This window comes from Aureimonas sp. AU12 (genome assembly GCF_001463705.1).
Classification (GTDB): domain Bacteria; phylum Pseudomonadota; class Alphaproteobacteria; order Rhizobiales; family Rhizobiaceae; genus Aureimonas.
Map to the genome: position 1 here is coordinate 17,032 of NZ_BBWH01000014.1, position 18,677 is coordinate 35,708.

The 18,677-nt window shown below is 67.1% G+C and carries 11 protein-coding genes; 4 read left to right on the top strand and 7 right to left on the bottom strand.

The features are described 5' to 3' along the window. Window positions 1-19: 19 nt before the first annotated feature. Window positions 20-1,282: an ATP-binding protein gene (locus AUL33_RS05760; RefSeq protein ID WP_062204985.1), complete on the bottom strand. Its 1,263-nt coding sequence runs from the start codon at window positions 1,280-1,282 to the stop codon at window positions 20-22. Further along, window positions 1,279-1,998 carry a response regulator transcription factor gene (locus tag AUL33_RS05765; protein WP_062204990.1) on the bottom strand — a complete coding sequence of 240 codons (720 nt, stop codon included), beginning with the start codon at window positions 1,996-1,998 and terminating at the stop codon, window positions 1,279-1,281. The genes AUL33_RS05760 and AUL33_RS05765 overlap by 4 nt, the downstream gene beginning before the upstream one ends. A gap of 450 nt (window positions 1,999-2,448) precedes the next feature. Between AUL33_RS05765 and AUL33_RS05770 the strand changes: the two genes are divergently transcribed. Further along, window positions 2,449-4,116, top strand: coding sequence for a methyl-accepting chemotaxis protein (locus tag AUL33_RS05770; RefSeq protein WP_062204993.1), 1,668 nt, complete (start codon window positions 2,449-2,451; stop codon window positions 4,114-4,116). Between the two features lie 92 nt (window positions 4,117-4,208). Here AUL33_RS05770 and AUL33_RS05775 read toward each other — a convergent pair whose 3' ends face one another. Further along, window positions 4,209-5,300: a DUF4432 family protein gene (locus AUL33_RS05775; protein WP_062204997.1), complete on the bottom strand. Its 1,092-nt coding sequence runs from the start codon at window positions 5,298-5,300 to the stop codon at window positions 4,209-4,211. 186 nt (window positions 5,301-5,486) lie between these two features. Further along, complete coding sequence (locus AUL33_RS05780) at window positions 5,487-10,616, bottom strand: type I secretion C-terminal target domain-containing protein (protein WP_062205001.1); 5,130 nt, start codon at window positions 10,614-10,616, stop codon at window positions 5,487-5,489. Between the two features lie 569 nt (window positions 10,617-11,185). Here AUL33_RS05780 and AUL33_RS05785 point away from each other — a divergent pair. Further along, window positions 11,186-12,301: a calcium-binding protein gene (locus AUL33_RS05785; RefSeq protein WP_192843145.1), complete on the top strand. Its 1,116-nt coding sequence runs from the start codon at window positions 11,186-11,188 to the stop codon at window positions 12,299-12,301. A gap of 161 nt (window positions 12,302-12,462) precedes the next feature. Here the strand turns inward: AUL33_RS05785 and AUL33_RS05790 are convergent, their stop codons facing one another. From AUL33_RS05790 to AUL33_RS05800, 3 genes are all read right to left on the bottom strand, one after another. Continuing rightward, entirely contained in the window at window positions 12,463-13,611 is a 1,149-nt protein-coding gene (locus AUL33_RS05790) for an acyltransferase (protein WP_156419299.1), read from the bottom strand. A 265-nt stretch (window positions 13,612-13,876) separates the two neighbouring features. Next, window positions 13,877-14,638, bottom strand: coding sequence for an ABC transporter permease (locus AUL33_RS05795; RefSeq protein ID WP_062205053.1), 762 nt, complete (start codon window positions 14,636-14,638; stop codon window positions 13,877-13,879). A 2-nt stretch (window positions 14,639-14,640) separates the two neighbouring features. Then, window positions 14,641-15,567, bottom strand: a complete 927-nt coding sequence (locus tag AUL33_RS05800) for an ABC transporter ATP-binding protein (RefSeq protein WP_062205012.1) — start codon at window positions 15,565-15,567, stop codon at window positions 14,641-14,643. 247 nt (window positions 15,568-15,814) lie between these two features. Here AUL33_RS05800 and AUL33_RS05805 point away from each other — a divergent pair, with 247 nt between their 5' ends. Together AUL33_RS05805 and AUL33_RS05810 are read left to right on the top strand one after the other, a co-directional pair. Further along, complete coding sequence (locus tag AUL33_RS05805) at window positions 15,815-16,801, top strand: SDR family oxidoreductase (protein ID WP_082652352.1); 987 nt, start codon at window positions 15,815-15,817, stop codon at window positions 16,799-16,801. Window positions 16,802-16,893: 92 nt separating this feature from the next. Continuing rightward, window positions 16,894-18,672, top strand: coding sequence for a glycoside hydrolase family 15 protein (locus AUL33_RS05810; protein WP_062205018.1), 1,779 nt, complete (start codon window positions 16,894-16,896; stop codon window positions 18,670-18,672). The last annotated feature ends 5 nt before the right edge of the window (window positions 18,673-18,677 follow it).

Sequence of the window (18,677 nt, forward strand, 5' to 3'; positions counted from 1 at the left end):
GCGCGGCAGGGCGAGCGGCTCAGGCGAGGGGGAAGCGCACCTCCTGACGCAGACCGCCGCCCTCGCGATGCGAGAGGACGATCGTTCCCCCGTGGCGCTCGATGATCTCGCGCGCGATGGCGAGCCCGAGCCCCGCCCCGCCGCCGGCCTGCGGCCCGCCGGCGGGCTCCGGTTTGCCACGAGCCGGATCGACCCGGAAGAAGGGCTCGAAGACACGGTCCATCAACGCCGGGGGAATACCCGGTCCCCGGTCCTCGATCAGGACGAGCGCTTCGCCCGCGTCGCGATCGAGGCTGATCTCGCCGCCGCCGCCGTGGCGCGCGGCGTTCTCCGCGAGGTTGCCGAGTGCCCGTCTGAGGGCGTTCGGCTCGCCCGTCACATCGAGAGGCCCGACGCCGCCCGGCTCGAACCGCACGGGAAGACCGATTTCCGAGAGGTCGGCCGCCAGGTGCGCCAGGAGGTCCGGCAGCGCCACCACCTCGCGCGCGCCCGGCGCCACCTCCTCGCGCACGAGCCGGATGGCGCTGTCGGCGATGGCGTCAAGTTCGGCGAGGTCGCGCAGCCAGGTTCCGCGCTCGCCCTCGGGCAGGAACTCGGCGCGCAGCCGCATGCGGGTCATCGGCGTGCGCAGATCGTGGCCGGCCGCCGCGATCAGCCGCATGCGGCTTTCCACGGCATGGCCGAGCCGCTGCGACAGGACGTTCAGCGCCCGCGCCGTCGCCTTCACCTCCGCCGGCCCCCGCTCGGGGATCGGCGCCAGCGTGCCGTCCGGGCGCACGCGTTCGAGCGCGGTCTGCAGCAGTTGCATCGGCCCGACGATGCGCGAGGCCGCATAGAGCGAAACCGCCACGGCCCCTGCGACGACGAGCCCCAGATAGGCCGTGAGCAGCCGGATCGGCGACGGCGGTTGGCCGAAATAGGGAAGATAGAGCCAGTCCTCGCCGGCGAGCAGCACCGCGAGGCGCACCTCACCGCCCGCCATCCGCACCAGACGCACGTCCGAACCGAGATGCACCAGTTCGGAGCCTTGTTCCATCTCGTCCAGCGCCTCCATGGCAGGCGTCGGCGGCGGGCCGACATCGAGGCCGACGCTGCGCGCCGTCTCGGCCGAGCCGGCGAGGAGCCGCAGGATCGAGGCTGCCTGCAGTGAGAAGCTGGCCGTCACGGGCCGCCCACCGGGATCGCGCGCCAGAATGTGGATGGTGACGGCGGCCGCGATCAGCACGACGCCCACGATGGCGGCGACGAGCAGGGCCGCCAGCCGCGTCCGCAGCGATCTCACGCGTCGCTCCGCTCGGTGCGGGCGGCGAACTGGTAACCACCGTTGCGCACGGTCTTGAACAGGCGAAAGACGCCGTTGTCGCCGAACTTGCGGCGCAGGCGGCTCATCGTCACGTCGATCGTGCGATCGAACGGATCCGTCGAGACCCGCCCATGCAGCAGATCGAGCAGCGTCTCGCGCGACAGCACGCGGCCGGGCCGCTCTAGGAAGATCATCAGAAGATCGAACTCGGCGCCGGTCAGCTCGATCGGTGCGCCTGCCGCGTCTCGGACCTGCCGCGTGGCTTCGTCGGCCTCGAAACCTTCGAAGCGGAAGCGCCGATCGGATGCCCCGGCTGGCTCGGGCTCGCCGCGCCGCAGCACCGCCCGGATGCGCGCGGCGAGTTCACGCGGGTTGAACGGCTTTCCGAGATAGTCGTCGGCGCCGAGTTCGAGGCCGATGATGCGGTCGACGTCCTCCTTCAGCGCCGTCAGCAGGATCACGGCCGGCGCCGGACGCCGGTTGCGGATCTCGCGGCAGATGTCGAGGCCCGACCCGTCCGGCAGCATGACGTCGAGCACCACGAGATCGATGCCGCCTTCCATCAGCTGCGCCTCACACTCGCGCCGGCTCGCGGCGAGCACGATGTCGAACCCCTGCGTTTCCAGGTAGCGGCCGAGAAGTTCGCGAATGTCGCGATCGTCGTCGACGACGAGAACGCGCGAGCCGGCACTCATGGCCGGTTGCCCCCCGGCGACGAGCGGGCGATGAACGGGTCGAGGAACGACATGCGATCTCCGGACAGGGAGGGATGCGGCGCGGTGGTGGACCGACGATGAAGCGTTGCACTCCGCTTCGCAATCTCGGCACACGCCTCCTCTTTGTGCATGGCTGCCATGCAAAAGCGTCGCTCGCGCCGGGGCGGCGACTGCGGCATAGTCTGTTTCAGCAAGCGTTCCTCCCGATTGTTTGCAAAATTCCAGCCCGCACGGTTCATCCGTCGCGGGCTTTTTTTTGCGCACACGGCGATCGGAACGCCGCAACGAAGCAACCCTTAACGATGATCGCGACCGTGCGAGCGCAGCGCAGCATCAGGGCTTGATGTTCAAGCGAACTTTAAGCGATGGCCGGCAGACTGGCGGATGAGGCGGACATCCGGTCGGCCGAAGCGCCGACGGAGTGCCAGCATGAGACTATCGATCGGGACGAAGCTTCTCGGGCAGACCCTGCTCTGCCTTCTGGTCCTCGCCTGCGTGCTCGGCCTGCAGATGAAGCTCCTGAGCGATCAGATCTGGCGCGATCGCAACGAGTATCTGAAGGCGCAGGTCGATGCCGCCTTTGCCATCGTCTCCAGTCTCGAGGCCCGCTCGAAGGCCGGCGAGTTCGACACGGCGACCGCGCAGGGCATCGCCAAGTCGGTGCTGCGCCCGGTGCGCTACAACAATGGCGACTACCTGTTCTTCCACGACTACGAGGGACGCCGCGTCCTGTCGCAGGATCCCGGCGAAGAGGGCAGCAGCGCCTGGGACCGGAAGGACGCCAACGGCAATCTCTACATCCAGACGATGATCTCCCATGCGCGGGCGGGCGGCGGCTGGACCGACTACGACACGACCCGCGAAGGCGTCGAGGGCCTTCTGGCCAAGCGCGGCTACTCGAAGGCGTTCGAGCCCTGGGGCTGGTCGATCTCCACGGGCATCTATGTCGACGACGTCACCGCCGTCGTGCACGCCGCCTTCCGCAGCGCTCTTCTCTGGACGTTGCCGGGGCTGGTGGTGCTGGCTCTCGTCGGCTGGTGGATCGCGCGCGGCATCGTGCGCCCGCTGCGCTCCTCGGTGGTGCTGGCCGAGGCGATCGGCGACGGCGACCTGACGCGAACGGTGCCGCGCGGCGGCCGCGACGAGATCGGCGACCTGCAGCGCGCCATGGCGCGGATGGCCGGCAACCTCTCGCAGATCGTCATGGACGTGCGCACCTCGGCGGCACAGGTCGCCTCCGGCTCGCTCCAGTCCGCCGCCACCGCCGACAGCCTGTCCTCGGGCTCCACCGAACAGGCGGCCGCCTCCGAGCAGGCCTCGGCCGCGATGGAGGAGATGACCGCCAACATTCGCCAGAACGCCGACAACGCCGCGCAGACCGAGAAGACCGCCGGGCAGGCCGCCGTCTCCGCCCGCAAGAGCCACACGGCCGTGGCGGGCTCGCTCACCGCCATGCGCAGCATCAACGAGAAGGTCCGCGTCATCCAGGAGATCGCCCGCCAGACCGATCTTCTGGCGCTGAACGCCGCGATCGAGGCGGCGCGCGCTGGACAACATGGCAAGGGCTTCGCGGTGGTCGCGTCCGAAGTGCGCAAGCTCGCCGAGCGCTCGCAGCTCGCGGCGCAGGAGATCGGCACGCTCTCGGCGGAGACGCTGAGCGTGTCGGAAGAGGCCGGCCGCCTGTTCGAGAGCCTCGTGCCCGACATCGAGCGCACGGCCGAGCTCGTCTCCGAGATCTCGGCGGCGTGCCGCGAGCAGACGGTGGGCGTCGAGCAGATCAACCAGGCGATCCAGCAGCTCGATCAGGTGACGCAGGCCAATGCCGGCGCGGCCAACGAAATGTCGGCGACGTCGGAACAGCTCTCGGCCGAGGCGAGCCGCCTGCAGGACCGCACAGGCTTCTTCCAGACCGGCACCGCGATCGAGCCGGCGGCATCGGCTCATCCTGCGCCGAACGTCGCGACGCTCGACCGGGCGCGCGCCGCCAAGGGTTCGCCGGCTCGGATCATGGGTCGCGGATCCAAGGCCCCGGCCCCCGCCGACGACGGCTTCGCGCTCGATCTCGGCGATACCGGTTTCGAGCGCCTGAGCGCTTGACGCAACCGACCTGAGGCGGATCGACGCCGGTTCCCGGAGAACCGGCGTTCTGCCCCAGCCGGTTATCGACCAGCGGCGCGGCAGATGGAGCGTCAGCCGGCGGGATCGCGGCCCATCGTCCTCTCGATGTGATCGGCCATCGATGCCGCTTCTGGCGCCGTCATCAGCCCGAAGCGCATGTCGAGATCCCAGCTTTCGCCGCCATCCAGATGCACGAAGCGCCCTTCTCGCGTCTCCAGCGTGCGCCCGCCGCTGTTGGAGGTCGAGGGGAAGGAGAAGCCGATCGCGTCCTGGTCCGGCGTGCGGCAGATCCATCGATTGACGATCGGCGCCTGATCGGGCCGGTGGCCGACATAGTCGGCGGTGCCGTCGGGATGGCGCTGCAGGGCATGGGCCCATCCCGTGTCGTCGGCCACGACATCGACCGTGAACACGACCTCCGGGTCGAAGGCGAGGCCCGGCCGAAGCACGTGGTGCAGGCTCGGGTCGGCCGCGAGTTCCCCGATGAAATCGCCATAGCCCGGACCCGGCGTGATGTGGCCGGGAATGCTGGTGCGCACACGTACGGCCTCGGCCGTATAGGGCGAGGTGTAGACGAGGCGCGCGTCGTCCACCGGGCGGAAGTTTACATGCGCCAGATACATGAGGCGCATCGGCGAGCGCTTGCGATTGTCCACATGGAGCCGGGACCGCAGCAATGCGCCATCCGCTTCGAGCGTCAGTTCGGCCGTCAGCTCGTAGTCGGTCGAGAAGGCGACGGTGTGCCGGAACGTGCCGACGATCGTCAGCTGACCCGCGGCCTCGTCGATGACGAGGTGACAGTCGCGCATCGCCGCGTTCGGCAATTCGCCGTGCAGCGTATGATCGTCGCCCTCGGCCGGGGCGCCGATCGCCGTCAGGCCGCAATGGATGAGAAAGGCGCCGTAGCTCTCGAGATAGACGAGCGAAGCAGACGGCTCGTCGAACATCGACTTCATCGTCAGGTCGCGCCCGTCGAAGACGGCGCGCCAGATCTGCTGTCCGCGATAGGGCAGGACGGTGATCTCGCCGCGCCGGTTCGTCACCCGCAGCGCCGGCACGCCCGAGGCGTAGCGGAAGGCCGAGACGGAAAAGCCCTCGCAGGCGCACAGAAGCCGTTCCCGATCGGGGAACATGGCGGGATCCAGATCGATCCGAAAGGTCATGGCAGGCTCGATTCGCTCCACGGAAGATAGGAGCGATGGATCGCCGCCGACGGGCAAAACGCAAGCCCTCGCGATGACGATCGGCTGTCTGCGCTGGCGTGTCCACCTCGTCCGATGCGCGTCGCACGAGGCGTCGAACCAGCGGCGATCATCCGCCGGTTCGATCCCGAGAGGAGCCCGGCGGGCCTACAGCATAAAGTCGGCTGCGGTCAGCGACGTCATCGACGTCGACAGCGCGACGGAGAAGTCCGCCCGCAGGTCGCCGTCGGTGTCGCCCTCGACGAGGATCGACCCCTGCGCCGTCACGCTGTAGCGCAGCTGTGCCGCGCCGGTGAACTCGGCGGTGCCAATGAACGCGAAATGCTGGCGACCGGCCGTCATGACGTCGGCGTCGAAGGCCGACACGTCGATCTCGTCGGTGACGTCGAAGTCGGCGATGAGATCGCGCGTGACGAGGTTCGAATCCTCGCTCGAGAGGAAGACGAAGACATCGTGGCTGCTTCCACCGAACATCGTGTCCGCCCCGGCGCCACCCTCCAGACGGTCCTGCCCGACCTCGCCATAAAGCGTATCGTTGCCGTCGCCGCCATAGAGCTTGTCGGTGCCCGATCCGCCGTGAAGCTCGTCATCGCCGCCGGCACCCGCCAGCATGTCGTTGCCGACGCCGCCTTCGAGATCATTGGCAAGATCGTTGCCGGTGATCTTGTTGGCGAGATCATTGCCGATGCCGAACGTCGCCGTTCCCACCAGGATCAGGTGCTCGACCTCGGCTTCGAGGACATGCGAGACCGCCGAGGTGACGCTGTCGGATCCCCCGCCCGCGAACTCGATGATCCTGTCCCCGGCATCGTCGATCCAGTAGAGGTCGTTGCCCGCGCCGCCCGACATCTCGTCGGCCCCTGCCCCGCCGTCCAGCCGGTCGACTCCCGCGCCGCCGAAGAGACTGTCGTCGCCTGCGCCGCCGTCGAGCGTGTCGAGACCCTCGCCGCCGAACAGGTGATCCGATCCTTCGTCGCCGGCGATGTTGTCGTTGCCGACGCCCCCGTCCAGCGTGTCGTCGCCCTCGCCGCCGAACAGGCGATCGTTGCCGGTGCTGCCCTGCAGGACGTCCATGCCCGCGCCGCCGGTCAGTTGGTCGTCCCCGGCATCGCCCGAGAGAATGTCGGCGCCGGCCCCGCCGTCGAGGCGGTCGCTGTCATCGCCGCCGAAGAGGACGTCGCCGCCGCCGCCGCCCCAGATCGTGTCGCGGCCTGCGTCACCGAACAGGAAGTTGGCGGCCTCGTTGCCGTTGATCACGTTGGCCAGCGTGTTGCCGAACCCGGAGATCGCAGCCAGCCCGGTGAGGGTCAGGTGGTCGAGATGCGCACCGAGGGTGAAATCGACGGACGAGCGCACGACATCGACGCCGCCCACAGCTTCCGTCTCGACGACCACGTCGCCGAGATCGTCGACGACATAGGTGTCGTTGCCGGACCCGCCCTCGAGCCGATCGGCACCGGCCCCGCCGTCGAGCATGTCGTTGCCGGCGCCGCCGAACAGGGCGTTGGCTCCGGCATCGCCCGTCAACCGATCGGCAAAGGCGGTGCCTCGGATGTTCTCGATCGAGACGAGGCTGTCGCCACGGGCATCGCCGCCGAGGGGACGCGACGCACCATCGACGAGCTGCGAGAGATCGACCACGATGGCCGCCGCCGAGCGGGTGTAGTCGGCGGTGTCGACGCCGGCACCGCCGTCGAGGCGGTCCGCGCCGGCCCCGCCGTCGAGGACGTTGTCGCCATCGTCGCCCGTCAGGCGGTCGGCGTAGATCGAGCCGACGAGGTTTTCGATGTGGACGAGACGATCTCCCGCCGCATCGCCGCCGAGCCCGGTTCCGGCCAGGAGGTCCACCGTCACGCCTGCTGCGGACGTGCGGTAGTCCGCGGTATCGAGGCCCTCGCCGCCGTCCAGCGTATCGGCGCCCGCACCGCCGACCAGCCGGTTGGCGCCGGCATTGCCGGTGATCTCATTGGCCAGCGCATTGCCGGTGCCCGAGAGATCGGACGCGCCGGTGAGCACGAGACGCTCGATCTCGGCGCCGAGCGCGTAGTCGATCGAGGCCTCCACCGTGTCGGTGCCGCCATCGGTCTCTTCGGTCACGGTGTCGGCATCGGCGATGACGTAGACATCGTCGCCGCGCCCGCCGATCAGCGTGTCGTTGCCCGCGCCGCCGTCGAGGCGGTTGGCGCCGTCGTCACCGGTGAGGCGGTCGTCATACTGCGAGCCGACGACACTCTCGATGCCCGACAGGCGATCGCCCTCGGCATCACCGCCGAGCCCGGTGCCGGCCGCGAGATCGACGGTGACGCCGGCCTGCGAATGCGCATAGACGGCCAGATCGAAGCCGGCGCCGCCCTCCAGCGTGTCGGCGCCGCCCCGGCCCTCGAGCCGGTTGTCGCCCTCGTTGCCGCGCAGCGTATTGGCTGCCTCGTTGCCGGTGCCCGACAGGTTCGCGGTGCCGGCCAGAACGAGTGTCTCGAGTTCGGCGCCGAGCGTGTAGTCGAAGTTAGCGATCACCGTGTCGGTTCCCTCGCCGACCAGTTCCGTCACGAGGTCGTTGTCGTTGAGGATGTAGACGTCGTCGCCGGTGCCGCCCGCGAGGCGATCGTGTCCGGTGCCGCCGTCGAGCGTGTCGGCGCCGGTGCCGCCGTTGAGGCTGTCGTCGCCCTCCATGCCGAACAGCGTGTCGGCGCCGTCCATGCCGGAGATCAGGTTGCGGCCGACATTGCCGGTAATGACGTTGGCGAGATCGTTGCCGATGCCGGTGAGGTCGCCGGCGCCGACGAAGATGAGATTGTCGGTGAAGCGGGTCATCGCGCGGTCGGCCGAGCTGATGATCAGGTCGATCGCGCCATCGTCGACGGTCTGGCCGAAGCGCTCGTTGATACCGTCGTCGTCGCTGTCGACATAGTAGATGTCGGCGCCGGCGCCGCCGCGCAGCACGTCGTTTCCGGCGCCGCCGTCGAGGATATCGTCGCCGGCCCCGCCGAGGAGCTCGTCGCTCCCCTCGCCGCCGAACAGCGAGTCCGCGCCGGCACCGCCATCGAGCTTGTCGTCGCCGTCGCCGCCGAGGATCGTATCGGCGCCGTCGTCGCCGAAGACGGAATCGTTGCCTGTGCCGCCGTCGAGACTGTCGTCTCCCGAAGCGCCATGCAGCACGTCGGCGCCGTTCGATGCGATGATCGTGTCCGCGCCGTCCGAGCCGGTGATCTTCGCCGGGCGCCCTTCGAGTGCCTGCGTGAAGTCGATCGAGCCGGCGGACGCCAGCTTCAGCGAGACGGAATTGGCCAGCGCGTCGGCGCTGCGCACGATCGAGGTGACGGACGCGAACTGATCGGCGTTGGCTGTGATCGTGTTGTCGAGGGTCTCGATCCGCTCGATGCCGATCAGCGTCAGCTGGGTCAGGTCGGCGGCGGTGGGATCGCCGATCGACAGGACGTCGGCGCCCGGGCCGCCATCTACGGTTCCCGCGACGGGCCCCTCGACAAGCGTGATGCGATCGTCGCCGTCCCCGGTCGACAGCGAGAGAACAGGTCCGGCGGCGCCGACGGCGACACCCGCGGCCGTGCCCGTGCGGACCGCGATGTCGTCGTAGGTCGCGCCGGTGACGACGGTCTCGCCGGTCCGGACGTCGCGGATCGGCGAATTGGCGAGAAGGCGGGCCCCGACATCGTCGTGCACGCCGACGAGAACCGCGGCGACTTCCCATCCGGCGGGACCGTCGCGCCCGTCACGATCGACCGAGATCACCGTGTTGCCGGCCACGACGTCGATCTCGATGAAGTCCGACCAGGGCGCGGTGAGCGGGTCGTAGCCGCTCAAGAGACCCGACAGGTCGATGCGGTCGCCGCCGGCATAGTCGAAATTGAAGACGGTGAGCGCGGACCCGCCAGCGGCATCGGCGGGAATGACGTCGGCGATGCCGTCATTGCCCGCGAGCAACGTGATCTCGCGAGCAAAGGGCAGATCGAAGCCGGTGTAGATCCCGTTGATGAACTCTTCGAGGTTGGTGTAGCCGTCGGCGTCCGCATCGCCGGCGGAATCGACCGCCCCCGCGTCGAAGCCGTAGAGGTTCTCGAACCAGTCGGGCATGCCGTCATGGTCGGTGTCGCTCGCCGCCTGGACGGGGCGGTGATAGGCGCTGTCGCCCGCCTCGGCGACCGTATCGATGATCTTGCCGGTCTGGTCGATCACGTTCTGGATGATGCGCGTATCGGTGGCGTCGCGGTCGTAGGGGCTCGCCCCGACCGAGGTCAGGATGTAGTCGAGAAGGTAGGCGGAATCGAGGATCTCGGTGGCGCTGAGGGCGAAGGGCAGGTCCGAGGAGAGGTACTTCAGGCCGCCATTGTTCCAGACCAGCTTGCCCTGGTCCTGGTTGCCGTAGGCGTCGGCGGCGATCTTCGTCCAGAAATTGTCGGACAGGAAGATCGAGCTCCCCTCCCCCATCTTCTGGAAGGCGATCGGCATCTTGTAGTTCTCGGTGCTCGGACCGGGATCGAAGACGTTGCCGATGGCCGCGATCGTCGTCGCCAGCGTGCCGTTGTTGCCGGCGCCGATCGAGAAGGCCAGGTGCGACAGGCCGTAGTCGTACATGTAGTTGTTGATGACCTCGATCGACTGGCCGGCCTTGATCTCGGGATTGCGGGCGAAGTTGTGCGCCAGCAGGTTCTTGACGATCGTCAGGCGGCTATCGAAGGCCGGGTCGAGGCTTCCCCAGTTGGAGATGAGGATGCCCTTCGAGTGCTCCCCGTCGGGATGAACACTGTGGCTAAGACCTTCGGCCACGATGTTGTTCGACAGGGTCGTGTTCGTGACGTGGCCGCTGATCGTCAGGTTCTCGTCGAGACCCCAGGAGATCGAGTTGTGGTCGACGATGACGTTCTTGATCTCGTAGTCGGTGGTGCCGATGAAGAGACCGTCGCGATTGCCGACATCCTCGCCCTCGACGCCGTCGCCGGGCCGGAACTTCATGCCGCGGACGATGACCTCGCTCGTGCGGATGTGCAGGCGAGCGCCTTCCAGCGTGATGCCGTCGCCCGGCGCCGTCTGCCCCGCGATCGTCACGTTGGGCTCGCGGATGACGATCTGGTCCTTGAGCTGGATCACGCCGTTGACGGCGAAGACCACGGTGCGCGGCCCCGCCACGTCCTGGAGCGCCCAGCGCAGGCTGCCGACGCCGGAATCGTCGAGATTGGTCACGGTGACGACCTGTCCCCCGCGCCCGCCGACGGTCGACGCGCCGAACCCTTCGGCACCCGCGAATGCGATGACATCGCTCATAGTTCGGCTCTCTCCGGGGACCGGCTCGTGGTTAACGCCAGGCTTCCGCAGAGGAATAAACTTTAAAAATAAGATCGGCAAATCAAATGTTGCGATGCACAACCTAAACGCTCGAGTTTCTGATAAGCAATTGACTTGCCTTGACTATTTTCGTCGGAGAAATGAGACCGATGATGGCAGCCGTTGGAGTGAAACCGCCAGCGGACCGCGTCCACCGCGGCCATCTGCCTGGACCAGCTGCACGAGCGCAGGAACGCGACGGCAGGCAATCGCGAAGCACAGTTCCAAGCGACCGCGAAGCGATCAGGCGGAGATACACGCAGTATCACTTGGCAATCACGACAACCAACACGCGCAATGAAATCCAATCTAGACTTACATTGTTGGATTCTATTAAAATTTTACATTTGTGCTATTAACTCTTTCTCAACCATCTTGTTGCGATAGATTAACAAAACCTTTATTCCCGGCACATGGCATGAGGCCATGGGGCAGGGACCGGGATGTTTTTTCTTCGTTTTTTATGGAATTTCTTCAACTATCAGCCTGAGCCGGTTGCTCAGGTGCAGGTGGGTGACGATCAAGCCAACACGCTGATCGGCACCAAGTGCGCCGACGACCTGTCCGGCCTCGGCGGCAACGACCTTCTCGTCGGCAAGCGCGGCAACGACATCCTGTCGGGCGGCGACGGCAACGACACGCTGAACGGCGGCTCCGGCCGCGACCAGCTGCATGGCGGCAACGGCACCGACACCATCACCTACGAGAATTCCTGCGCGGCCGTCGAGATCAACCTCGCCACGGGTCTGGCGCGCGGCGGCGAAGCCACCGGCGACACCTTCACCTCGATCGAGAACGTCACGGGTTCGGCCTATCATGACCGCCTCACCGGCGACGCCGGCGTGAACGTGCTCAATGGCCTCGCCGGGAACGACACGCTCGACGGCGGTGCCGGCAACGATCGCCTCTTCGGCGGCATCGGCAACGATCGCCTGATCGGCGGCGAAGGCAACGACCAGCTCGTCGGCGACACCGGCACCAATGACGACATCGGCAAGGGCGGCGGTGCGGACACGATGCTCGGCGGCGTCGGCAACGACACCTATTCCGTCTACCAGTCCGGCGACATCGTGATCGAGAATGCCGACGAGGGCACCGGCGACATCGTGCTCGCCTCGGTCGACTACACGCTGACGGCCAATGTCGAGAACCTGACGCTGTTCAACATGGCGGTCTCGGGCACCGGCAACGAGCTTGCCAACAAGATCACCGGCAGTTCCGGCAACAACATCATCAACGGCAAGGGCGGCATCGACGACCTCGTCGGCGGCGGCGGCTCGGACACCTTCGTCTTCGACAAGGCCGACGCGACGAGCCGCGACATCGTCCGCGACTTCATCAGCGGCGACGACAAGGTCGGCATCTCCGTCAGCGGCTTCGGCCTGAAGCTGGCCGCCGGTCAGGCCCTGCCCGACGACTACTTCTTCGTCGACACCACCCGGCCGACCAGCGCCGATCCCGCGCAGACCGACCATGGCCAGTTCATCCTGGTGCGCGACAGCGCCTCGATCGTCAGCCTCTACTTCGACGCAGACGGTGGTCTCGCCGCCAACAACCCGGTGCTCGTGGCCAACTTCATCGGCGGCACGGCTCCGACGGCCGCGGACTTCGCACTCGTCGCCTGAGCGACCCCGCCGAGAGACGCCGCACCGATCGAACGCAAGAAGGGCGCCCCTCGCAGGAGGGGCGCCCTTCTTAGTTGGAGATCGATCCGTTCAGGACCGAACGGTCGATCGACCGGGAATGAGAGTTCCGGTGCGCCCGGCGGGACCGAGCTGCGGGACCCTCAGGCCTTCGCGTCTGCCAGAGGCAGGATTCGCACCCCGTCGTCGCGCGTGCCCACCTTCACCCTGTTGAGACCGAGCAGACCGAACACCCATCCGAGCAAGGCCATCATCAGACCGCGGAACCGCCATTCGACGAGACGCGAGGCGGCCCAGGCGATCAGGCAGATCGCGGCCAAGGCGACGTAGACGGCAGCGTCGAGGCCGATGGCGGGGGTCACGTACTTGATGATCGTCAAGCCCAGCATCTGATGGAAGAGGTAGATCGAGTAGCTGTATTTTCCGAGCCAGAGGAACACCCGGCTACCGAAGCAGAACTGGTCGGCGATGAGGATCAGACCGAGGATCAGCAGGAAGGTGACGTCGGCCTGGACGTTGAACTTGTGATCCTCCGCGACACCGATGATGGCGGAGATGATCGCCAGGAGCGCGATGGCGCAGAACATCGCATCCATGTGCCCGCGATGCAGCAGCAGCCCGAGCGCGAAGAGCGGCAGGTAGATCGAGATCAGGCCGCCATGCAGGATCTTGCTGAGGATCACGAGATCGCCGGACTGCGCGAAGTCCACGCCATGGCCCGGTTCAGAGATCATGAGGATCAGATCGATCGTCGTGACCACCACGGCGAAGATGGCGAACCGCTCGATGAACCTGCCGCGGAACACGGCGGCGAAGATGCCGATGATGACGTAGAATTTCAGCTCGGTCAGGATCGACCAGTAGGCGCCGTCGACCCACTCGAACCCGAGATCCTTGAGGAAGAACAGCGATCCGATGAGATCGACGACCGTCCGCTTCTCCGTGTAGAACGGGTCGAGGCCGGTATAGACGACCGGCGGCGACCAGATGTGCATGCAGATGAAGACGAAGACGCTGGCGAACGCGAAGAGCGGCCAGATACGGGCGATCCGCTTGGCGTAGAAGTCTGCCAGGCTCGCGGACTTCTCGATCGACTGGGCGATCAGGTAGCCCGACAGCACGAAGAAGATGTAGACGCCGAGTTTTCCGAGATTGGTGATGACCATCGCGGGCGCGCTGGCATTCAAGGCCTCCGGCGGGAGCCGCGTCGTGTAGTGATAGAGGACGACGATGAGGACCGCGATACCTCGCATGACCTCGATGTTCTGGTTCTTTTTCAGTTTTTCGATCATGCGCGCACCTGCGAATTCTCCGGTGTCATCGATGAAACTGAACAAGAACGTCAGATCATCTCGAAATTCCCTGCATCGACCCTATTCTCCCGACTGCCAAAATTTTCTGACTTATTTTGGTTAATCTCATATCATTCAAATATTATCAGATCAAATAAGGCACACTTGCTGGTGCATTTTTGACAGCGAGAAAGTTCACGGGCGGAGCGGCTCGAAGCCTGTCGGGCAAGGCCCTCGACGCCGCCGCACACGCCCCGCTATGGCATCAGTTCTTGATCCGCCAGCCCGTGCGGAAGATCCAGGCGATCGCGGCGATGCAGGCGATCATGATCGCCACCGTCATGGCGAGGCTGACGGCGACGCCGACATCGGACTGGCCGAAGAAGCTCCAGCGAAAGCCGCTGACGAGATAGACCACCGGGTTGAACAGCGTCACCTTCTGCCAGAAGGGCGGCAGCATCGAGATCGAGTAGAAGGAGCCGCCGAGGAAGGTCAGCGGCGTCACCACGAGCAGCGGCACGATCTGCAGCTTCTCGAACCCCTCCGCCCAGATGCCGATGATGAAGCCGAACAGGCTGAAGGTCACCGAGGTGAGGACGAGGAAGAGCAGCATGAAGCCGGGATGCTCGACGCGCAGCGGCACGAAGAGCGCGGCGGTGGCGAGGATGATGAGCCCGAGGAGGATCGATTTCGTGGCGGCCGCCCCGACATAGGCGAGCGTGATCTCGACCGCCGAGATCGGCGCCGACAGAAGCTCGTAGATCGTGCCGGTGAATTTCGGGAAGTAGATGCCGAACGAGGCGTTCGAGATGCTCTGCGTGAGCAACGACAGCATGATCAGTCCCGGCACGATGAAGGCGCCGTAGGCGACGCCGTCGATGTCGGTCATCCGCGAGCCGATGGCCGAGCCGAAGACCACGAAGTACAGCGCGGTCGAGATCACCGGCGCCACGATGCTCTGCAGCAGCGTGCGCCAGGTGCGGGCCATCTCGAAGAGATAGATCGCGCGGATGGCGTGGATGTTGATGCTCATGCCCGCTCTCCCACGAGACCGACGAAGATGTCCTCGAGCGAACTCTCGCGCGTGGTGACGTCGCGAAGCCGCAGGCCGGCCGCCGAAAGATCCTCCAGAAGGCTGGTGATGCCCGGCCGCTCCGCCTTCATGTTGTAGACATAGGTCAGTTCCGTCCCCTCCTTCGAAAGCGCGAGATCGTAGGCACCCAGCGCCGGGGGCACGGCGGGGATCGGCTCCTGCAGGATCAGCCGCAGTTCCTTGCGCCCGAGCTTGCGCATCAACGCCGCCTTCTCCTCGACGAGCACGAGACGGCCACCGCGGATGACGCCGACGCGGTCGGCCATCTCCTCGGCCTCCTCGATATAGTGGGTGGTGAGAATGACCGTGACGCCGCTCTCGCGCAGTCCGCGCACCACCTGCCACATTTCCTGGCGCAGCTGCACGTCGACGCCCGCCGTCGGCTCGTCGAGAAAGAGGACGCGCGGCTCGTGCGACAGCGCCTTGGCGATGAGGACGCGCCGCTTCATGCCGCCCGAAAGCGTCATGATCTTGGCGTCGCGCTTGTCCCAGAGCGAGAGCTGGCGCAGCACCGTCTCGATATGGGCGGGGTTGGCCGGCTTGCCGAACAGGCCCCGGCTGAACGACACCGTCGCCCACACCGTCTCGAACGCGTCGGTGGTCAGTTCCTGCGGCACGAGGCCGATGAGGGCGCGCGCCGCACGGTAGTCCCGGACGATGTCGTGGCCGCCCACGAGGACATGGCCCTCGCCGGGATTGACGATGCCGCAGACGATCGAGATCAGCGTCGTCTTGCCGGCACCGTTCGGGCCGAGCAGCGCGAAGATCTCGCCGGCCTCAATGTCGAGCGAGACGTCGTCGAGGACGCGCGCGCCCGAGCCGTAGGATTTGCCGAGGTTGCGGATGGAAAGGATGGCGCTCATCGGGGCCTCGCGCGCCGAACGGAGCGGACCGCCGGGCGATGGTCGAACGGGGTGGAGCGACGACGAAACCGCCGGCTCGGGCGCAGCCTTGCACCAGCGGCCGCGCGAAGACCACCCCCGGGGCGTCTGAACGGCGCGGCCGCCCGACGCCCGGCGCTCCCGCCGCCGACGACACTTCGTCGCGGCGCAGCAAAGCAACCAATGCCGCGCGCATGGCTTCTCTCGGTTCATGACGAAGGGACGAAGCATGGCGAAGACGGTTGTCATCACGGGCGGAACGGCGGGCATCGGTCTCGCGACGGCGGAGAAGTTCGCACGCAAAGGCTGGAACGTCGGCGTCATCGCGCGGCACGAGGCGCGCCTCGCCGAGACCGAAACCCGGCTGCGGGCTCTCGGCGTCAAGGCGCTCGCCGTCAAGGCCGATGTCGCCGACCAGGACCAGGTGAACGCCGCTGCCGACCGCATCGCCGCAGAGCTCGGGCCGATCGAGGCCTGGGTCAACAATGCGATGGCGACGATCGTCGCCCCAGCGGGCGAGATCAAGACAGACGAGTTTCGCCGCGTCACCGAGGTCACCTATCACGGGCAGGTCTTCGGCACGCTCGCGGCGCTGCGCCACATGCGCCCGCGCAACCGCGGCTCGATCGTGCAGATCAACTCGGTGCTGGGCATTCGCCCCTTCCCGCTGCAGTCGGCCTATGCCGGTGCCAAGGCCGCGGCGCTGGGCTTCACCAATGCGCTGCGCGCCGAACTCGACCACGAGGGCGTCGCCGTCACGTTGTCGACGGTCTTCCTTCCAGCCGTGAACACGCCCCAGTTCGGCGGCTGGGCGCGCAACCGGATGGGTCGCCGACAGATCGCGCCCGATCCGGTCTACGATCCCCGCCTCTGCGCCAACGCGATCTTCTTCGCAACCGTGAACCCACGCCGCGACGTCTGGGTCGGTCGCACGACGATGATGGCGAGCGTCCTTCAGCGCATCTGGCCCAATGCCGGCGACGCGCAGGCCAAGAGCGGCTGGGAGGGCCAGCTGTCGGACGAGCGCATGCCGGAACTGGCGGGCAACCTCTTCGAGCCCGGCCCCGGCTCGGCCGTGATCGACGGGCCGTTCCGCGACCGGGTGCTCGGCTCTCGCCAGACCTTCGTCACCAGCCGGCAGCGCGACGCGGCGCTCCTCGGCGGCATCGGTCTCGGCATCGCCGCGCTTCTCTGCGCCCTGCGCCGCCGCTCCTGAACCGGACTGTCGAAGACAAGCGTGGGGAGCGGCAATGCAAGGCGGCTCCCCACGCCGCCCCGTATCCCCGCGTTGCCCGTGAAAGACGTCAGATGAAGAAGACCGAAACCGCCCGCCGCGACGGATACCTGCCGCTGAAATCCTACACCGCGCTCGGCGACGGCCGCTCGGTGGCGCTGTCGGGGGCCGACGGCTCGATCGACTGGTGGTGCGTCCCCAACATGGATTCGCCGCCGCTCTTCGACCGGCTGCTCAGCGCCGAAGACGGCGGGCGCTTCTCGATCACGCCGCGCGAGCCCTACACGTCGGAACGCCGCTACATCGAGGGCAGCAACGTCCACGAAACGGTCTTCACCACCGCTGGCGGGCGCGCGAAGATCACCGAGGCGGTGAACAGCGGTTCGGCCGGGCGCCTGCCTTGGTGCGAGCTCGCGCGCCGCGTCGAGGGGCTGGAAGGCGAAGTGCGCTTCGACGTGGTGATGCGCATCGGCACGCGCGCCGACACCTGCTCGCCTTATCTCGTCCCCAACCGCAACGGCACCGTCTTCAACGCGGGCGCCGTGCTCGGCCTCCTGCGGCGCAGCGACGGCGTGGTGGTGACGCGCGAGGACGACCTCGCCTTCGAGGCGACGTTGACGGTTCAGGCCGGGACGCGCGAAGTCGTCGCCATCGTCGCGGGCGAGAACGAGCCGCTCGTGGTGCCCTCGATCGCCGAAATCGACCGCCGCATCGACGTCTCCGACAAGGAATGGCGCGAGTGGAGCGAACGCATCGGGTATAGCGGACCGCACCGCACGACGGTCCTGCGCAGCTCGCTGGCGCTGAAGCTCCTCCTCTACAGCCCCTCCGGCGCCATCGCCGCGGCGGCCACCACATCGCTGCCGGAGCGCATCGGCGGCAACAAGAACTACGATTATCGCTACGCCTGGGTCCGCGACGCCGGCTACACGATCAAGGCCTTCCTCAAGATCGGCGCCGACGCCGAGGCCAAGGCCGCCTTCACCTGGCTGATCAAGCGGCTGGCCGAGCACGGGTCGCAGGTCTTCTACACGCTGGAGGGCGGCATGCCGCCCGAGGACCGCGAGATCGCCCTGCCCGGCTACCAGAACTCCCAGCCCGTACGCATCGGCAATGCCGCCGCCTCGCAGCATCAGCACGGAATCTACGGCGACATTTTCGAAGTCGCCTTCCGCTTCGTCGAGGCCGGCAACATTCTTGACCAGGGATCGGCGAAAACCCTCTCGGCGCTCGCCGACGAATGCGCCGAGGGCTGGCGCCAGGCCGATGCCGGCATCTGGGAGCTGGAAGAGCAGCGCCACTACACGATGTCGAAGATCTCGTGCTGGCAGGCTTTGGCGCGCGCCGTCCAGATGGCCGAGGACGGCCATCTTCCGACGACCTGCCAGCCTCGCTGGATGCGCGAGCGCGACCGCGTCGCCGAGTGGATCGACGGCCACTGCTGGTCGGAGGAACGGCAGGCCTATATGGCCTGGGCGGGCTCCGACGGGCTCGACGCCTCGCTGGCGCTCGCCGTGCGCTTCGGCTTCGACGGTCGCGACCGGCTGGCCTCGACGATGGAAGCGATCGACCGGGAACTCGGTGCCGGACCGTTCCACTATCGCTACACCGGCGTCCATGTGGAAGAGGGCTGCTTCCTCGCCTGCTCGTTCTGGATCCTCGAAGCGAAGGCGCTCCTCGGCCGCAAGGACGAGGCCCGCCGCGACTTCGAGACGCTTCTCGCGACGCTCGATGCCGAAGGCGTCTACCCGGAGATGATCGACCCCGACAGCGGCGAATGGCTCGGCAACCTGCCGCAGGGGCTGACGCATCTGGCCATCGTCCAGGCTGCCGCCGCGCTCGGCGACGACTGATGCCG

Coding starts and splice junctions, on each gene's coding strand:
- AUL33_RS05765 (WP_062204990.1), bottom strand. CDS start 1,998: ATGAGTGCCGGCTCGCGCGTTCTCGTCGTCGACGACGATCGCGACATT.
- AUL33_RS05770 (WP_062204993.1), top strand. CDS start 2,449: ATGAGACTATCGATCGGGACGAAGCTTCTCGGGCAGACCCTGCTCTGC.
- AUL33_RS05775 (WP_062204997.1), bottom strand. CDS start 5,300: ATGACCTTTCGGATCGATCTGGATCCCGCCATGTTCCCCGATCGGGAA.
- AUL33_RS05780 (WP_062205001.1), bottom strand. CDS start 10,616: ATGAGCGATGTCATCGCATTCGCGGGTGCCGAAGGGTTCGGCGCGTCG.
- AUL33_RS05790 (WP_156419299.1), bottom strand. CDS start 13,611: ATGATCGAAAAACTGAAAAAGAACCAGAACATCGAGGTCATGCGAGGT.
- AUL33_RS05800 (WP_062205012.1), bottom strand. CDS start 15,567: ATGAGCGCCATCCTTTCCATCCGCAACCTCGGCAAATCCTACGGCTCG.
- AUL33_RS05805 (WP_082652352.1), top strand. CDS start 15,815: ATGGCGAAGACGGTTGTCATCACGGGCGGAACGGCGGGCATCGGTCTC.
- AUL33_RS05810 (WP_062205018.1), top strand. CDS start 16,894: ATGAAGAAGACCGAAACCGCCCGCCGCGACGGATACCTGCCGCTGAAA.